The sequence below is a fragment of the Bacillus sp. FSL W7-1085 genome (assembly GCF_038595035.1).
Taxonomy (GTDB): Bacteria; Bacillota; Bacilli; order Bacillales; family Bacillaceae; genus Bacillus; species Bacillus altitudinis.
The window spans coordinates 2,254,185-2,271,355 of record NZ_CP152000.1 but is presented as its reverse complement, the minus strand read 5'-3'; the positions used below and the strand labels follow the sequence as shown (position 1 = coordinate 2,271,355).

The following is a 17,171-nucleotide window of genomic DNA, read 5'->3' as shown; positions in this document are numbered from 1 at the left end:
ACAGTACGACAAAGAACGTGTTTTTATAGGGGAGAAGGCGATTTTTCATCACATGACCAGACCAATATGGATCAGGATGCGGGTGGAATGCATTGAAAAATGAAATTGGTGAAAAAACATTCTAGCATTCCTTAGCTAGAAGTGGTATTATAGTTAGGTCTGAATGTGAATTGATTTTAGTTTGGAGGGAAAAACATGCGCGTAAATATTACTCTAGCTTGCACTGAATGCGGTGAGCGTAACTATATTACTAAAAAGAATAAGCGAAACAATCCAGATCGCGTTGAATTCAAAAAGTATTGCTCACGTGATAAAAAACAAACTTTACATCGTGAAACAAAGTAAGCAGCAGGGAATTTTCCTGCTGTTTTTTTATGATGGGAGATGAACCTGTATGAAAAAGGAGCTCCGCCTTCAAACATTGGCCATGCTTGATCAGATAAGCGCTGAAGAGTTCAATCGCCACGCTTCTCTACTTCATGAACACGTGTTGCAACTGCCAGAATGGAAACAGGCGAAAACGATTGCTTTGACTATGTCTAGGGGAAAAGAAATACCGACAATGCCTCTGATTGAAAAAGCGTGGGAAGAAGGAAAAACAGTTTGTATTCCCACCTGTTTTCCGAAAACAAAAGAGATGGTGTTTTATGAATATACACCCGAAACAAAGATGACATCCAGCTATTTTGAGCTATTGGAGCCAGACCCTCTTGAGTCTACAGCTGTACATAAAGAAGCCATTGATTTGATCATTGTCCCTGGGGTGTGCTTCGATCAACGTGGTTACCGGATTGGGTTTGGTGGGGGCTATTATGATCGCTACTTAGCGGACTACCACGGCGTAACCATTGCCCTTTGTTTGTCTTTACAGCAGACGAGTCATATTCCGGCTGAAGCGCACGACATACCGGTGTCTATGATTGTCAGTGAAAAAGGTACGTTATATCAAAAGTGAAAGCCCGCTCATTGTCCAAAAACGGGCTTTTTGTGTTGAGATCGTTTCATTAGCTCATGGCATTTTAGCTAGCAGGAGTCATATATGAAAAAATTTCGAGGAAAGAAAAGATACTTCCGTAATTTGTGGGAGGAAGTGAATACTTTTGACTTACAACTTGATCATGATTCATGGGTTTATTTTTGGCATACGCACCTTGATTTTTTTTGGAGTCGGAAAAATAAGAAGAGAGCATATCAAAGCGTTCAAAGATTTAATCGCCCTTCATCAATTTGACGTTTCTTATGATCAATCAGAGTGTGAAGAGGTCTATTATATTCAATCAAAAGAACAAGGGATTAGAGTGTGAAAGTAGATCGCATGGTAAGAGATAAAAATGATGGTTCATGCATAAACAAATCCTATTTAAGCCACGATACGAACATAGGAGGGAATATGATGAATAAAATGATTTGGAGCATTGTGTTCACACTGTTTGCATTCGTTCTTGTGCAAAATCGTTATCGGCTCATGAATTTGATCTTAGGTCAAAACCAAGTGCGTCACTTTTTTATTAAATGGCTGATGAAAATCCCATATTTTCGGACGAAATTTATTCGCCAAGCATTCTAATCCCGCAAAAGCCGGGATTTTTTTGTTGAGAAATGCGTATAAGAGTAATTCTTGCTATAATAATGTAAAAAATGGAGCGCGAATGAATGAATGTCATAGATAGTCTATTTTGGCGAGTGATTGATGAACTCAGACAAAAAGGATACGAGATGATTCAAAGTCCGTACCCAGAAGATGAAATCTTTTTTGAAGCACCACGAAACTCAGGATATGATCTCATCCGTCTCTATAGAAGAGATGTGAATTTTAGACAGGAGATCGTTCGAGATATGGAAGAGCAGGCCTTTCGGATGAATCAGTTGAGAGAAGCCATGCGTAAACGTTCTCTTCATCTCCTGCAGCTACAATTTACAGCTGATCATCCAGTAGATGATTGGGAAGACATAAACGGTCAACCGCAAAAACAACAAAAGGTGACGGTGACACCTGTTTTACTGAATGAAGAAACCCTTCAAAACAATGGACACGAGCTGCAAAAATGGCTGAATACATCACTCTCGATTGATGTAGAAGAGGCGAAGGCAGATACAGCCGAAGATGTAATGCAGCTTAAAATGAACGTGCTTCAGGCATTTCAAGATCAGGAAAAGCAACGTGAACAAGAACGGGCCGTTTTTCAAAATGGCAGACCGATTTTTACCTACTTGTTAATCGCAGTTCAAGTGGTGATGTTTCTTTTACTCGAATTATCTGGTGGAAGTACCAATACAGCCACTTTAACAGCATTCGGTGCGAAAAATAATGTGCTGATTTTAGAGGGTGAATGGTGGCGTTTTGTGACACCTATGTTTTTACACATTGGTTTGACGCATTTACTCTTTAATACATTTGCTCTTTGGTCCGTTGGAGCGGCTGTTGAGAGAATTTATGGTTCAGGAAGATTTTTGCTGATTTATTTAATTTCCGGTATCTTTGGCTCCATAGCGAGCTTTGTGTTTAATACAGCCATCGCAGCAGGAGCATCAGGTGCGATCTTTGGCTGTTTAGGCGCATTGCTATATTTAGCGATCTCTAACCGGAAGCTCTTCTTTCGTACGATGGGGACAAATATTATCGTGATTATCCTCATCAATCTAGGGATAGGTTTCACTGTATCAGGGATTGATAATGCAGGGCATCTTGGGGGGCTCGCTGGGGGATTTTTAGCCGCTTTAGCGGTCCGTCTTCCTAAACAGTTTCAGCCTGTCAAAATGCTTCTTGCTAGTCTTCTTCTTCTCCTTATTGGCGGCTTTGGATTGTATACAGGGTTTCATTCAGACGATCAAAAAGAAGCGGCGGCAACTAGCGAGGCAGCGAGTTTATTTGATGAAAAGAACTATAGCGAAGCAAGTCAGCGTCTAGAGGAATATGTAAAGCAAAAGGATGCCTCAGCTGAAGCACTTCATATATATGCGCTTTCCGAAGCGCAGCTTGGACATCTTGACGAGGCCATTGAGTATTTGCAAAAGTCGCTTGAAAAAGATCCAAATGAGCCGAATAAATTGTATCACTTATCGTTGTTGTATGTAGAAAAAGGCGAGACAGCGGAAGCAGACGACTTCATCAAAAAAGCATTAAAACAAGATCCGCAAAATGACCAATTTTTAAAGTTGAAACAATATATTGAAAACACTCAAACACGTTGAATGACTTGACTGAAAGCGTATTTATGAATACGCTTATCCTATCTGTTGATTTAGAGAAATGGTGAAAATAATGAAAACGTTATATGATGTACAGCAGCTGCTCATGAGATTTGGAAATTACGTGTATTTCGGAGATCGTGAAGTGGAATTAGAATTTATGGCAGATGAATTGAAGGAAATGTACACATCGGGCATCATCGATCGAACTGAATGGTCAAACGCAATGACCATCCTTCAAATGGAACTAGCCAAATTAAATCGAAAAACAATGTGAAGGTGGAGGACATATGACAGGGGATTGGTTTGTAGGAGTTGATCTTGGCGGTACGACAATTAAGCTTGCGTTTATTAATCTTTATGGTGAAATTCAGCATAAGTGGGAGATTCCTACGGATAAATCTGGGCAGACAATTACAGTCGACATTGCCAAGTCAATTGACCATAAACTAGTTGAGATCAGCATGCCGAAATCAGCCCTAATTGGGATCGGTATGGGGGCACCTGGACCAGTGGATAAAGTATCCGGAATTGTCTATAAAACAACGAATCTGGGCTGGACAAACTATCCCTTGAAAGACCATTTAGAGGCAGAGACAGGACTTCCATCTGTCATCGAAAATGATGCGAACATTGCTGCACTCGGTGAAATGTGGAAGGGTGCAGGTGATGGCGCCAAAAACATCCTGATGGTTACACTGGGCACAGGGGTTGGCGGCGGTATTATTGTCAATGGAGAAGTGGTTCAAGGCGAAACAGGTGCTGGTGGAGAAATTGGTCATATTTGTGCCGTTCCATTTCAAGGAGCACCATGTAACTGCGGGAGAACAGGCTGTATTGAAACCATTGCGTCTGCCACAGGTATCGTCCGAATCGCAAAAGATACATTACAAACAAAGAGCCATACATCATCACTTGGCTCACTTACTTCGCTGTCTGCAAAGGATGTATTTGAGGCAGCAGAAAACGGAGACGAACTTGGGATGCATGTCGTAGATGAAGTAACAACCCATCTTGGTCTTGTCCTTGCGAATCTAGCCAGTGCCTTAAACCCAACAAAAATCGTCATTGGCGGCGGTGTATCTAAAGCGGGCGAGCTTCTTCGCAGTAAAGTAGAGCGTGTCGTCAAACATCATGCCTTCCCGCCATGTGCTGAGGATGTTGAAGTGGTGATTGCCTCACTAGGAAACGATGCAGGCGTGATCGGCGGTGCATGGATGGCAAAAAACAAGTGGCTGTCTTGAACAAAAATGTCATAATGATGTCATTTTTATTAAAATCAGCGATAGATAGGCATGAAATTGAATGTTTAGCATATTCATAAGTTTGTCATGGGGAAAAAGACATTGATTTTCCAGCATAGACAGGATAAGATATACTTTAGTTATTTTTGAAGAAGCACCAATAATTGGGGATGTCCCTAACCTGAGTGCGTTTTTAGCATAAGGAGGTTACAATGCGAAAGAAAAGATTAAAGGCGATTTCATTTTTACTGATTGCGACTTTGTTAATGTGGGTGAAAACCTATGTTATCTATAAATCTAGTTTTAATATCAAAATTGAAAATTTCATGCAGGAATTTATCCTGTTTATTAATCCGCTTAGCTTTCTCTTGTTTATCTTCGGTATCGGTTTATTCTTTAAAGAAAAAAATCGCAATCGATATATCATCGTGACGAGTTTTGTTCTGACATTTATTTTGTTAGCTAACATTGTATTTTATCGATTCTACAGTGATTTTCTAACCATCCCCGTCCTATTTCAAACAAACAATATGGGTGACCTCGGGTCAAGTATTACCTCTTTAATTGAACCAGTTGATTTTCTGATGTTTGTTGATATCATCATTTTAATTTGGCTCTATAAAAAACAGCCTTCCTTTAGAACAGATGTAACGATTTCACGTAAGGGACGTGCAGCTTATTATTTATTTGTGGCAGCCACTTTCTTTTTTAACCTTGGTTTGGCTGAAACAGAAAGACCAGAGCTGTTAACTCGTTCATTTGACCGTGAGATGCTAGTGAAAAACATCAGCTTATATAACTTCCATATTTATGATGGGGTTCTGCAATCGAAGCAATCCGCTCAGCGAGCACTTGCCGACAGCAATAGCTTAACTGAAATTGAAAACTATGTAAGCGCAAATCAAACAGACCGTAATGAAAAGACGTTTGGTCAAGCAAAAGGACGAAATGTCATTCTAGTATCGCTTGAGTCTACCCAGAGCTTTGTGATCAATGAAAAATTGAATGGGAAAGAGATCACGCCGTTCTTAAACAAATTGATCAAGAAAAGCTACAATTTCAGTAATTTCTATCATCAAACGGGTCAAGGGAAAACATCCGACTCCGAGTTTATTGTTGATAATTCACTCTATCCGCTTGGAAGAGGAGCTGTATTTTTCACAAATCCAAGCAACGAGTTCAAAGCCGCACCTGAGTTGTTAAAAGAGGAAGGCTATCATTCTTCTGTTATTCATGCGAATAACAAAAGTTTCTGGAACCGTGACCTGATCTATGACAGCTTTGGCTACGACAAATTTTTTGATATTAAATCATTCGATGTAAATGAAGAAAATTCAGTTGGCTGGGGACTAAAAGATGGTCCGTTTTTTGAGCAGTCAGTAGATTTAATGAAAACGATCCCGCAACCGTTCTATACGAGATTGATTACATTAACGAACCATTTTCCATTTGACTTAGATGAAGAAGATAAGCTCATTGATGAATATGACTCAAAGAGCAAAACGTTGAACAAATACTTCCCTACAGTGCGTTATCAAGATGAGGCACTAAAGCTTTTCTTTAAAAAAATGAAGGAAGCAAGGTTATACGACAACTCCATTTTTGTGTTATATGGTGATCACTACGGGATTTCTGAAAACCATAACGAAGCAATGGGACAATTCTTAAACAAAGACATTACACCTTTTGAAGAAGTTCAGCTTCAAAAAGTACCATTTGTTGTACACATTCCTGGTATCACGGATAAACATCCAAAAGAGATTGATACAGTTGGCGGGCAAGTAGATATCCGTCCAACAGTCATGAACCTTCTAGGAATCGATACAAGCAAGCAAATTCAATTTGGTCATGACCTATTATCAAAAGATACAAATGACTTCACAGTGCTTCGAGATGGAAGTTTTATTACGAAGGACAGTGTTTTCACAGCTGGTGTGTGCTACAACAAAGAAACGGGTGAGCCGAGAGAAGATGAGTCTGTTTGTCAGTCTTATGAAGAAAAGGCAAAACAAGAGCTTCAATTCTCTGATCAAATTATCTATGGAGATCTCCTTAGATTTTATGACCGAAACAACTCGGACCATTCACCATCTAAAAAAGAAGATGACACTGAGCTAAAAAAGGCGTCTTAATTTAAAAGAAAACCTCTGCTATTTACATGCAGAGGTTTTCTTTTTTTACTTACTGGTTCATATAGTGTAAGAGGAGGGATGTAAATGAAAAAGTCGTTTGGCACAATTGAATGGCATCTGGATGAGGCAAGGAAGGAGGATGTGGCAAAGCAGCTTGGTATAGGAAAAGAAGCTTTCCGTTTGTCCAATCAGTCAAATACGGAGCACCTCCTTTTACCGGGGTATAGACTTCCAGAAGGGACCCATTCATTTCAATCGGTAGGTGAGGTGCAAAGCTTCATTGCGCCTTACCGGCTCCAGCAATCAGATGATTGGATCAGCGGCACATTTGAATATGATAGCGCTCACTTAGAACGAGAGCTTCAATATTTGAAAGCTGTTTTTCCTTTTCTTCAGATGAGTGTGATTGGTCAATCAGTGCTTGATACGCCCATTTATGAAATCCGTACGGAGCCTGTACAACATTTACATTCCATACATGTTAATGCCTCTTTTCATGCAAATGAATGGATCACGACCTCTGTTTTATTAAAATGGCTTAAATCACTTTGTTTAGCGGCCTCGGACCCAGTGCAAGCAAGACATCATGAAGCGGTTCGTATATTGCAGACCACTGCTTTGTCTATTGTCCCGATGGTAAATCCAGACGGTGTTGATTTGGTTCGCAATGGTCCAGAATCTTTAGGGTTGTGCCGTGAGGAGTTCGCGCCGCTAAATGGTGGATTTTCCGATTATCGAGAATGGAAGGCGAATATTCGAGGAATTGATTTAAACAATCAATTTCCTGCTTATTGGGAAATCGAATATTATCGTAATAAGCCGAAGGCACCGTCTTATAGGGATTTCCCAGGGCATCAGCCGTTAACAGAACCAGAAGCGAAAGCAATGGCACATCTCGCCTTACGAAAACGCTTTGACCGGCTAATTGCCCTTCATACACAAGGAGAAGAGATATACTGGGGTTTTCTTGGCCACGAACCGGCCATTTCAAAAGAGACGGTCGAACGGTTAGAACGGGTGAGCGGTTACAAAGCGATTCAATATCTTGATAGCTATGCAGGTTATCGTGATTGGTTTATTTATCAATGTAAAAGTGAGGGATATACGGTGGAACTTGGGCGAGGAAAGAACCCGCTTTCTATGAGTCAATTTGATTCGATCTATGAAAAAACAAAGCGGTTATTGTGGGAAGCATGTAAGTATTAAAAGCACCTAATCGGTGCTTTCAGCGTGTAGACAAACCCTCGCATTCTTTGTTAGTCCTGCGTGCCGGTGCTCGCGAATGTGAAATTCACTCCGCGTCAGTACTCGTCCTTCCTAGGGCTGCAAAGGTTTTCTATCACGCTGAAAAGAAGACAAAGGGCTAAAATCAAGTTCATTTTCGCCCTTTGTCAACAATCATTTAATACGTTCAAACCAATCAATTTCTTATGGTCAATAAAAACCGTGCTGATGTGATTGACGAGAGCATTCCTGTAAGCTATTGTGAAAGAGTGGATGTAAAAAAAAGGATATGAATTAGGGAGATGTCGATGATTGAATGCTCAAAGCCTGTGGAAACGGAATTTTACTTATCTATTTGTTTCTAAAATGTGTAAAATTACTGCTGATAGTTTATCTTTTAACACCATTTTGTGGCTTTTAGTGCTAGGGGGAAAAGGAGCAATTGGAACAGCATTTTTTATTGCCGTTAGTTTTGTCCCTCAAGCCATTATTGGGCCGTTTATTACCCCAATGATGAAGCCGCATCAATTGAAATTTTGGATGTGCTTTGCTGATTTAACTCGGGCGGCGATTATACTTGTGATTGTGGTGAGTTACTTTTATGATTTTTCTCCTTTGGCACTCATCATTGGCGGTATGTTGCTGCATTCAGCGACTGGTGGTTCCTATGAACCAGCTTCGGTGTCCATTATTCCAAAGCTTGTGCATGAAGATGTGATACAAAAGGCGAATGCAACCATTCAATCAGCCAGTCATGTGGTCAGGCTTGTGACTGTGACGATTTGTGGTGTCATGATTGCATTTGTAGGGGTAGGATATACAATGCTTGTGATTATTCCTCTTTACCTCATGTCCGCTTTGCTGGTTTTGCTGATTACATATAAAACGGAAGCGATCATGGATAAAGGAAAAAAAGGATTATCATACGGAAAACGATTAATAAGAGGATTTTCACTTGTGAAAAGTCATCATATTTTGTTTCCATTAGCCATTTTTTGTGTCTGCTCCAATTTTGCTGCGGCACCGTGGGAGGCATTGTCGGTTATTTATTTAACAGAAGATTTACATAGTGGACCAGTAGTATATTCATTCATCAAAGTGACCACGGCATTAGGTGCATTTTTGATGGGATTCGTTTTAACAAAGGTGAAAGTGAATCGATACGGTCTGTTGTTTATCGGGGCAGGGATCGTTGATGGAATTGCATTTTTCATTACAGGGATGAATGCCTTATTACCACTTGTGTTTATATCTGCATTTGCCTTAGGTGCAGCCATCAGTGCAGTCAATGTACCTGAACATACAATGATTCAATTGTCAGTAAAAGCGGAGGATCAGCCACAAGTGTATGCGATTATTAACATGATCTCTTATTTAATGATACCGTTAGGCGCTCTCATTGGTGGTTATATGGCGACGTTATTCGGTTCAGGTTATGTCATTGCAGCAGGAGGACTGATAGAGGCTATTTCAGGTATATGCTTGCTCCTTTTCACAAATATTGGGAAGGTAGAGAGAGCAGATTTGACGATAGAACGGGACAAACCAAGCTTACACGCCACATGATGATGGCATTTTTGAATCGCGATGGGTTACAATGAGAACGAGAAAGAAATAGGATGTCATTGAAAGGAGCAAGAACCATGGCGATAGCAGATGTCACCATCATTCCAATAGGCACTGAGACACCAAGCGTGAGTGCATATGTAGCAGACGTACAAAGATTGTTAGAGGGCTTTCAACAAGAAGGGAAAATCAAATATCAGCTCACCCCAATGAATACATTAATTGAAGGGGAGCTATCCGTTTTATTTGAGGTCATTCAGCGTATTCATGAAGCTCCATTTGAAAAGGGTTTACACCGAGTAGCAACCAATATCCGCATAGATGACAGAAGAGATCAAACGACCACCCTTTCAAGCAAATTAGAAAGCGTGAATAAACATTTGAATCAATAGAAAAAGCCTGCTAATTGCAGGCTTTTAATGTGCAGTTGGATAACCGCTATAGATGATGGTCATGACGGTAAACCATCCAAAAACCAAAAATGTGGCGCCAGCGAAAGCAATGGCCAGTACGTTCACTTTTTTGAGTGAGCGATAGATGCCGAGAGCGGCTAAAATCGTGACTAGACCAAAAATAATGACGAGCATCATATGAAAGTCCCCCTTTGTCATCAATCCCCTTGATTTCCTTTCTTTTCATTTTAACCGTTTTCATAAAGCTTGTCGAGTACATTCAAGTTGACGATTGTTTGAATTTTTATTGAATAGCCTTCATAATAAAAAAGAATGAAAAAAGTAGTAGGTGATGAAAATGAATTGGAGAAGAATGCCGCTAGGCTATGTGCAAGCGAACGCATATATTTGGAAAAATGAACAGGGAGAATGTTTAATTTTTGATCCAGGCGGCGAAGCGCAAAAGCTAATTTCTTATGTGAAAGAAAAACAGCTGAAACCACTTGCTGTCTTATTGACACATGCCCATTTTGATCATATTGGTGCAGCAGATGAGGTGCGTCAAGAATGGGGAATTCCGCTTTATGTCCATGAAAAGGAAAAAGAATGGCTGACAAATGCTCAGCTAAACGGTTCAGCTCGACTAATTGGTAACGGAATTACGGTCAAAGAAGCTGAACAATTGATTACGTCAGAAGGACCTCTTCAAATTGGATCGTTTACATTAGAAATGTTCCACACACCAGGTCATTCACCTGGCAGTGTGTCTTACTATTCAGCGGAAGAGGGATTTGTCATTTCTGGTGATACTTTATTCCAAGGCGGTATCGGGAGAACTGATTTAACGGGCGGTAATCAAGACGTGCTGCTTCAATCGATACATGACAAATTGTTGTCATTGCCCGAATCAACTCTTGTGTTAAGTGGACATGGCGAGGAAACAACTGTGCTTACAGAACAGGAGCAAAATCCGTTTATCAATGGGTTTTCTTTATAATAGCACGTACGAAAAAAGCATCTCTTTCAAAGGAGATGCTTTTTTCTATTAATGTCCGGTACCGGGAACCATGATGAAAATCGAATAATATGTAAATCCGGCAAAGAAAATCGTCAAGTACGCTCCGAAAATGTAAATATACATTCTTTCGGATAAATTCAAGTAGGATAAAAATACAAAAAGAACGGTTTGACCGAAGAACAGCAAGGATGCATCTTTCATATGTCCTAAATAGAACATGACAGCAAAAATACCCGTCCAAAACCCAAGAACGCGGAACATGCGATTCATTTCTTTCCCTCCCCTTAAAAAACCCCTTTGATTCATATTATAGCTGATGATCACTTGTTATGTAAACATTTACATTTTTGACAACGTGTGAACATTCATTCTTTCGTTAGAAAAAATTTTTTTGAAAAAGTGATGAAAAAGTGTTTATGCCTAAATGCATGAGGGTACTTAGTCCATAAGAGAAAAGGTTAACGACCTAAGGAGGAAGACTAATGAGTGACATTACTTTTTATTCATACCCAAGCTGCACGTCTTGCCGCAAAACAAAACATTGGTTAAAGGCGAATCAAATTGATTTTAAAGAGCGTCACCTTTTCAGAGAAACGCCAACACTAGACGAATTGAAAAAAATCCTTTCCTTAACAACAGAAGGAATGGATGAAATTTTAGCTACTCGAAGCCAAGCTTTTAAAAGCTTAAATTTAAATATTAATGATCTAAAAGTAAATGAGGTACTTCAGCTTCTCATTGAAAAACCAAAGCTGCTCCGGAGACCTATTATCATTGATGGAAATAAATTAGTGGTCGGCTATAATCCAGGAGAACTCATGAAAATTTCAAAAAAGAAAGCGATTCATCAATCGGTTTCCTAATCAAAAACGAAGATCAGCTGAATGATGTTTCAGCCGTCTTCGTTTTTGTGCTGAACTGGGCTAGCTGGGTTCGAACCAACGATCACGGAGTCAAAGTCCATTGCCTTACCACTTGGCTATAGCCCAATATGAAACGTGTAATGCTATTGTTCACCATCTGCGGTCATTTATACATAAAAGTTGGTTGTCACTAGTTGTAAGTGAAAAAGGAGCGAACGACAGAAATGAAAAATGAAAAATCTGAGCAATTATATGAATTTATTCTTAAAGAAGCCCCTGTCATGACCGAAGAATGGCTGAAAACAAGAACAGAAGAAGGCTCATTATATTCCAAACATGCTTCAGAGGAGACAGAAAAGAAGCTGAAAGAACAAAACACAGCATTTATCCAAACGATTGCAGCAACGTTAGTCACGCTATCAGATAAAGTAGAAGACCATCTAAAAAAGTGGTCAGTTGATATTGCCCGCGATCGAGCTGTTCATGAAGTACCTTTATATGAAATCATCGGACAATTTAAGGTGTTCCGCCACATTTTTTGTTCCAGAATTGAGACCTTTACACAACATACGGAGCTTGAAGTGACACTCAAAGATGTGTGCGATTGGAATCAGCATTTTCACGCCACATTTGATGACATGATTGCACGTTTATCAGAAGAGTATGACCGCGTGACAATCAATCAGCTTAATGCACAAAGAGAAACGATTCAAGAGCTTAGTGCGCCTGTTATTCCAGTTTCAAAAGAGATCGGTATTTTGCCGCTGATTGGTGAAATTGATACGTACAGGGCGAAAATCATTTTGGAATCAGTACTAGAACAGGCATCTAGACTGCGTCTAACCCATTTATTTATTGATATATCTGGCGTTCCCGTTGTTGATACGATGGTTGCTTATCAGCTGTTTAAAGTGGTTGATAGTGCGAAGTTGCTAGGAATTGAGACGATTATATCAGGCATTCGCCCAGAAATCGCTCAAACTGTAGTGAAACTCGGCATTGATTTCTCAAAAGTAAATACTGAACACAGCCTTGCAAAAGCTTTAGAAAAAAGAGGCTTTCGTATCTTTGAAGAGCAGCAGCAAGAAGCAACGTGAACCAAAAAATGTTACTAGTAAAAGTAACGGGTCTGTTGACAAGGAGAAACAATATAATGAGCATATGAATGAGATGACCAATTCGCATACAGATTTGGTCTCTTTTTTTATCCATAAATCAGACACGAAAGGATATTCTTTATCTTCAAATCAGTAATCTATTAAGGAGGATTAAATTTGAAGACACCTCCTTGTAACAGATCATCCATAATGAAAGAACCAAATGAAATGATCATCAAAAAAGAGGTGCCAATAGCACTTCTTTTTTATTTTCTCCTCTGAATGGAACCCGCTGTTGTAAAAGTCAAATTTTTTGATATGTCCTTCTGTTATTTATAGATGAAATACACCTCTAATTGAATATTTTCACACCTTTTCAGTCATGAAAATCATGAAATGCGTTTTTGTCAGGCACGTTCCGCCATCATACAATATGGTCACTGAAAGGAGTGAACCACTTGTATGGTATTGAATATTTGGGGCAAGAGCTGCTAGAAGAGGCGTGCCGCATGAGAGCATCTGATGTGCATATTGTTCCGAGAGAAAAGGAAGCTTCAGTCTCTTTTCGTGTAGACGCTGACCTCATTCAGCAGCGGATCATTGACAAAAAGAGCGGAGAGCGGCTCATTGCTCATTTCAAATTTTTATCTTCTATGGATATTGGTGAAAGAAGGAGACCACAAAATGGATCATTGGCTGTGATGTTAAGACGCGGTCAAGTGTTTGTTCGGCTCTCTACACTACCAACTGTAAATGATGAAAGTCTAGTGATTCGGATTTTACCGCAGGATCATGTGCCGAAAACAAAGTATTTGTCACTGTTCCCGAAAGCTTCAACGAGATTATTATCGTTTCTGAATCATTCGCATGGGCTCATTTTATTTACAGGACCAACAAATTCAGGGAAAACGACAACACTTTATTCATTGATTCAGTTTGCCAAAAAACATTTTAATCGGAATATTATTACCCTTGAAGATCCTGTGGAAACAAGAAATGAAGAAGTGTTGCAGGTTCAAGTAAATGAAAAAGCTGGTATCACGTATGCGGCAGGTTTACGCGCTATTTTAAGACATGATCCAGATATGATTGTGCTTGGAGAAATAAGAGATGCGGAAACAGCCAGAACAGCTATTAGAGCAGCTTTGACAGGTCATTTAGTCATGAGCACATTGCACGCAAAGAATGCAAAAGGAGCTCTTTATCGAATGCTCGAATTTGGTGTGACGATGAATGAACTCGAACAAACAATGGTTGCCATTGCTGCTCAGCGGTTAATCGAACTTGCATGTCCATTTTGCGGCGAAACGTGTGAGCTTTATTGCAAACTAAATCGGCCAGTCAGACGAACAAATGTATTTGAATTGCTTTACGGAAAGGAGCTTGGTGAGTGTATCAAAGAGGCAAAAGGAGAATACGCTCATTCGTCATACGAAACACTGCAAAGGTTAATTCGGAAAGGAGTGGCACTCGGCTATTTATCAAAAAGCACATATCATCGCTGGGTTTATGAAGAAGCGAACCTCTAAACCCTGGTCTAAAAAAGAACAAGCTGAATTCTTATCTAAACTGGCTCAGTTGATTCAAGCTGGATATACATTGGTTGAGGCACTAACGATGGTGAATATTCAGTTATCAAAAAAACAGCAGCAGCGATTAACGCCAGGCATTCATTGGCTGCTTGAAGGGGAGCCTTTTTACGTTGTACTTGAGCGACTTCATTTTCAGCGGGAAGCCGTCGCTATTCTTTGTTTTTCAGAGAAACATGGCAGCCTAGCGCGAGCTCTTGAACAAAGCGCCCGTTTTCTAGAGAAAAAAATTATGCAGGTTGACACATTCAAGCGTATGTTACGATATCCGATTTTTCTTATGTTTACGGTTTTTGTTGTGCTCATCATTGTTCAGCAAATGATCGTCCCTCAATTTTCTTTATTATATTCATCTATGAATACAAGCATGACATGGCTGATTCAAGGGATGTTTGGCCTCTTCCAATTCCTACACGCTTTGCTGCTTATGATCGGTTGTATATGTATCTGTCTTTTTGGATATTATGAGCTCTTTTTTAAGAAAAAATCGACCCTTGAGAAACTGAAAGTCATCAGCAGGCTACCGGTGTTATTTAAAGGGGTGCAACTGATGCATACGTATCTTTTTTCCCTTCAGCTAAGTGGACTTCTTCAAGCTGGGTTATCGATTTACGAAAGTTTGCAAGCTTTTAAACAGCAGACCTATTTACCCTTCCTTCAAGAAATGTCTGAACAAATGATAGGAGAGTTAAGAAAAGGTGAGAGTATGGAACATCAAATAAGCCGGTCTCCTTTTTTCGAAAGGCATTTTGCGGCTGTCATTAAGCATGGGGAAGCAAGTGGGATGCTAGCAAGAGAAATGTACACATATAGTCAATTTCTTTTAGAGAATGCAGAATTGAAAATTGAAAAATGGGTTTCATGGCTGCAGCCTGTCATCTATGGCTTAACAGCATTTCTTATACTCATTGTGTATTTATCTATTCTTTTACCAATGTATCAACTAATGGAACAAGTGTGAAAAGGAGGACTAAGGCATGAATGATAAAGGATTTACTCTGTTAGAGATGTTAATTGTCATGCTTGTGATCTCCATTCTTTTATTGATCACCATTCCAAATATCACTCGGCATCATCAAAGCATTCAAGCAAAGGGCTGTGAAGGGCTGAAATCAATGGTGAGTACACAGGTAATGGCATATGAATTAGAGCATGACGGCAAGACGCCATCTTTAGCTGAATTAGAAAAAGAAGGCTATGTCAAAAAAGGATTATCTTGTCCGAATGGAAAGGCAATTTTCATTCAAAACGGCGATGTGAAAAATGAATAAATCGCTTTTCCAGGAGAAAGGATTTACACTCATTGAACAGCTCTTGATCGTCATGATTTTCTCTATCTTATTATCGATAATAGGTGGAAAAGTGCCCAATATATTAGAAAGTGCTGAAGCAAAAAAGCAAGTGAACTTGCTAAAACAAGATCTTCAATTGGCATCTTATACTGCATTTATTAAAAAAACACGAGTAACTGTTGAGTTTCACCCGCCCAATGTATCTTATCAAGTCATCGAACAGAATAGTGAGCAGATCATTGCTTCTAATCCACACAAAAAAGGCACCATCAAGCAATCCACATTTCAAAAAGGCCTTCACTTTAATAAAAACGGACATCCAAATAGCGGCGGTTCTCTCATTGTTCAATTTGGCAGTCAAATATATAAACTCACGATTTACTTAGGGAGCGGGCGGATTCATGTTCAGCAACAATAAAGGATTTAGTACGTTTGAGATGCTCTTTTCTTGCCACCTCTTTCTATTTGCTGCTCTTGTGCTCGTGCCATCCTTTGAAAAACTGACAATTGGGAAAGAAGAATTAAGGGCTAAACTGGAAGCTTATCAAATCTTACATGAGTATATGAATAAAGCTTTTATAGAAGGTCAAAATGAATCAAGTACAAAGAAACGAGGCGAGATCACATATGAATTCATTTGGGGTCAGGAGAAGGGATGTGTTTCATACAAAGTACAAAAAAAGAAGACGATTTGCTTTCGACATTTGGAGCGATGAACAAGGCTTTACACTTGCTCAAGCAATATGGCAATTGCAGCTATTTTTGCTGCTTTCTTTTGGCTGCATGCTGCTTTTATCAATTGCTGAAAAAGCTCATCCGTTTGCAGAAATCAACAAATTTTCGCAAATGGAGTGGAAACAAACGGTCCTGCAATTAGAGGAGGAGCTAATTTGTGCTGTCGCTGTAAGAGCGGTGAAAAATGGAACAGCACTGGAGTATATTTCAAATCAAGGGCGAGTGGTGACGATTGAGCCGTATCAAGAGATGCTTCGTAAACGAACGGATCAGGCAGGTCATCTCCCTTTATTACAAAAGGTGAAACAATTCCATGTAAGAACAAAAGAGCAAACCACCACTCTCCAAGTCACAGATGTATTTGGTCAAGTACATGAAGCTGTTTTTTTCACTTACAAAGGAGTGATTCCTAAAACGTGAAAAGAGAAGACGGGTTTATTTATCCCCACGTACTTGCTGTCATACTTTTATTTTTATTGATTCTAGGCTCGATGACCATTGGGTTTCAAAAAGAGTTGAAAAGTGCAGAGCTCACGATTTCTTTTTATCAAAAACAGCAGTTATTTCGAATGGGACTAAATGAAGCTGCAAACAAATTAAATCGTATTTGTGATCAGCCATTGAGCCCAATTGTCACAGAAGAAGGCCGAGTGACGTTGAAGCAAATTGGGTGCGATGACAGAAAAAAGCTAGTCCGCCTCTTGGTTAACATCGAGACAAAGGGTGGTGTAACTGATGAGCGGGAACTAGAGATGAATAAGGAGACAGGAGAAATCAATCAATGGATCAGCACTTATTAGCGAGCGTATAAAACGGTACTCTTCTTGGTA

22 protein-coding genes, 1 tRNA gene and 1 pseudogene are annotated in these 17,171 nt (G+C 39.7%); 21 read left to right on the top strand and 3 right to left on the bottom strand.

Annotated features, from left to right (window positions below):
* Nucleotides 1–195 precede the first annotated feature (195 nt).
* The 11 genes and pseudogenes from rpmG (at nt 196) to MKY11_RS11630 (ending at nt 9,747) form a co-directional block, all read left to right on the top strand.
* On the top strand, nt 196–345 hold the full coding sequence (gene rpmG, locus MKY11_RS11680) for a 50S ribosomal protein L33 (RefSeq protein WP_008360061.1): 150 nt from the start codon (nt 196–198) through the stop codon (nt 343–345).
* 49 nt (nt 346–394) lie between these two features.
* Nucleotides 395–955, top strand: coding sequence for a 5-formyltetrahydrofolate cyclo-ligase (locus tag MKY11_RS11675; RefSeq protein ID WP_342501427.1), 561 nt, complete (start codon nt 395–397; stop codon nt 953–955).
* A gap of 84 nt (nt 956–1,039) precedes the next feature.
* Nucleotides 1,040–1,304: pseudogene (locus tag MKY11_RS11670) on the top strand (hypothetical protein).
* An 89-nt stretch (nt 1,305–1,393) separates the two neighbouring features.
* Nucleotides 1,394–1,567, top strand: a complete 174-nt coding sequence (locus MKY11_RS11665) for a hypothetical protein (protein ID WP_017367602.1) — start codon at nt 1,394–1,396, stop codon at nt 1,565–1,567.
* An 86-nt stretch (nt 1,568–1,653) separates the two neighbouring features.
* Entirely contained in the window at nt 1,654–3,192 is a 1,539-nt protein-coding gene (locus tag MKY11_RS11660) for a rhomboid family intramembrane serine protease (RefSeq protein WP_342501426.1), read from the top strand.
* Between the two features lie 70 nt (nt 3,193–3,262).
* Entirely contained in the window at nt 3,263–3,466 is a 204-nt protein-coding gene (locus MKY11_RS11655; RefSeq protein WP_008342322.1) for a YqgQ family protein, read from the top strand.
* Nucleotides 3,467–3,479: 13 nt separating this feature from the next.
* A complete protein-coding gene (locus tag MKY11_RS11650; protein WP_008342319.1) occupies nt 3,480–4,433 on the top strand; it encodes an ROK family glucokinase in 954 nt (317 codons plus the stop codon).
* Between the two features lie 212 nt (nt 4,434–4,645).
* The gene (locus MKY11_RS11645) at nt 4,646–6,565 is read left to right on the top strand and encodes an LTA synthase family protein (RefSeq protein WP_342501425.1); all 1,920 of its coding nucleotides are present in this window, start codon (nt 4,646–4,648) and stop codon (nt 6,563–6,565) included.
* Between the two features lie 84 nt (nt 6,566–6,649).
* Nucleotides 6,650–7,771, top strand: coding sequence for a M14 family metallocarboxypeptidase (locus MKY11_RS11640; RefSeq protein WP_056705261.1), 1,122 nt, complete (start codon nt 6,650–6,652; stop codon nt 7,769–7,771).
* Between the two features lie 330 nt (nt 7,772–8,101).
* Entirely contained in the window at nt 8,102–9,355 is a 1,254-nt protein-coding gene (locus MKY11_RS11635) for an MFS transporter (protein WP_025207623.1), read from the top strand.
* A gap of 77 nt (nt 9,356–9,432) precedes the next feature.
* Complete coding sequence (locus MKY11_RS11630) at nt 9,433–9,747, top strand: MTH1187 family thiamine-binding protein (protein ID WP_017367597.1); 315 nt, start codon at nt 9,433–9,435, stop codon at nt 9,745–9,747.
* A gap of 24 nt (nt 9,748–9,771) precedes the next feature.
* Here MKY11_RS11630 and MKY11_RS11625 read toward each other — a convergent pair whose 3' ends face one another.
* Entirely contained in the window at nt 9,772–9,945 is a 174-nt protein-coding gene (locus tag MKY11_RS11625; protein ID WP_003217333.1) for a DUF2759 domain-containing protein, read from the bottom strand.
* Nucleotides 9,946–10,105: 160 nt separating this feature from the next.
* Between MKY11_RS11625 and MKY11_RS11620 the strand changes: the two genes are divergently transcribed.
* Nucleotides 10,106–10,744, top strand: a complete 639-nt coding sequence (locus MKY11_RS11620) for an MBL fold metallo-hydrolase (RefSeq protein WP_017357989.1) — start codon at nt 10,106–10,108, stop codon at nt 10,742–10,744.
* A gap of 48 nt (nt 10,745–10,792) precedes the next feature.
* Here the strand turns inward: MKY11_RS11620 and MKY11_RS11615 are convergent, their stop codons facing one another.
* Nucleotides 10,793–11,035, bottom strand: a complete 243-nt coding sequence (locus MKY11_RS11615) for a DUF2626 domain-containing protein (RefSeq protein ID WP_003217440.1) — start codon at nt 11,033–11,035, stop codon at nt 10,793–10,795.
* 212 nt (nt 11,036–11,247) lie between these two features.
* Between MKY11_RS11615 and MKY11_RS11610 the strand changes: the two genes are divergently transcribed.
* Nucleotides 11,248–11,628, top strand: coding sequence for a Spx/MgsR family RNA polymerase-binding regulatory protein (locus tag MKY11_RS11610; RefSeq protein WP_007501232.1), 381 nt, complete (start codon nt 11,248–11,250; stop codon nt 11,626–11,628).
* A 55-nt stretch (nt 11,629–11,683) separates the two neighbouring features.
* Here the strand turns inward: MKY11_RS11610 and MKY11_RS11605 are convergent.
* Nucleotides 11,684–11,754 (bottom strand) — tRNA-Gln (locus MKY11_RS11605).
* A 98-nt stretch (nt 11,755–11,852) separates the two neighbouring features.
* On the opposite strand from MKY11_RS11605, the gene MKY11_RS11600 reads away from it, so the two are divergent.
* The 8 genes from MKY11_RS11600 (at nt 11,853) to comGG (ending at nt 17,141) form a co-directional block, all read left to right on the top strand.
* Nucleotides 11,853–12,725 (top strand): STAS domain-containing protein, encoded by an 873-nt coding sequence (locus tag MKY11_RS11600; RefSeq protein ID WP_342501424.1) that lies wholly within the window; start codon nt 11,853–11,855, stop codon nt 12,723–12,725.
* 458 nt (nt 12,726–13,183) lie between these two features.
* Nucleotides 13,184–14,254 (top strand): competence type IV pilus ATPase ComGA, encoded by a 1,071-nt coding sequence (gene comGA, locus MKY11_RS11595; RefSeq protein WP_035390817.1) that lies wholly within the window; start codon nt 13,184–13,186, stop codon nt 14,252–14,254.
* Nucleotides 14,235–15,275, top strand: a complete 1,041-nt coding sequence (gene comGB, locus MKY11_RS11590; RefSeq protein ID WP_342501423.1) for a competence type IV pilus assembly protein ComGB — start codon at nt 14,235–14,237, stop codon at nt 15,273–15,275. Before comGA ends, comGB begins: the two co-directional genes overlap by 20 nt.
* 16 nt (nt 15,276–15,291) lie before the next feature.
* Nucleotides 15,292–15,585 (top strand): competence type IV pilus major pilin ComGC, encoded by a 294-nt coding sequence (gene comGC, locus MKY11_RS11585; protein WP_024718841.1) that lies wholly within the window; start codon nt 15,292–15,294, stop codon nt 15,583–15,585.
* The gene (gene comGD / locus MKY11_RS11580; protein ID WP_096881621.1) at nt 15,578–16,024 is read left to right on the top strand and encodes a competence type IV pilus minor pilin ComGD; all 447 of its coding nucleotides are present in this window, start codon (nt 15,578–15,580) and stop codon (nt 16,022–16,024) included. The genes comGC and comGD overlap by 8 nt, the downstream gene beginning before the upstream one ends.
* Nucleotides 16,008–16,322, top strand: a complete 315-nt coding sequence (gene comGE / locus MKY11_RS11575) for a competence type IV pilus minor pilin ComGE (protein ID WP_007501227.1) — start codon at nt 16,008–16,010, stop codon at nt 16,320–16,322. Before comGD ends, comGE begins: the two co-directional genes overlap by 17 nt.
* Nucleotides 16,264–16,761, top strand: coding sequence for a competence type IV pilus minor pilin ComGF (gene comGF, locus MKY11_RS11570; protein ID WP_342501422.1), 498 nt, complete (start codon nt 16,264–16,266; stop codon nt 16,759–16,761). The genes comGE and comGF overlap by 59 nt, the downstream gene beginning before the upstream one ends.
* Nucleotides 16,758–17,141, top strand: coding sequence for a competence type IV pilus minor pilin ComGG (gene comGG / locus MKY11_RS11565; protein WP_326111027.1), 384 nt, complete (start codon nt 16,758–16,760; stop codon nt 17,139–17,141). Before comGF ends, comGG begins: the two co-directional genes overlap by 4 nt.
* The last annotated feature ends 30 nt before the right edge of the window (nt 17,142–17,171 follow it).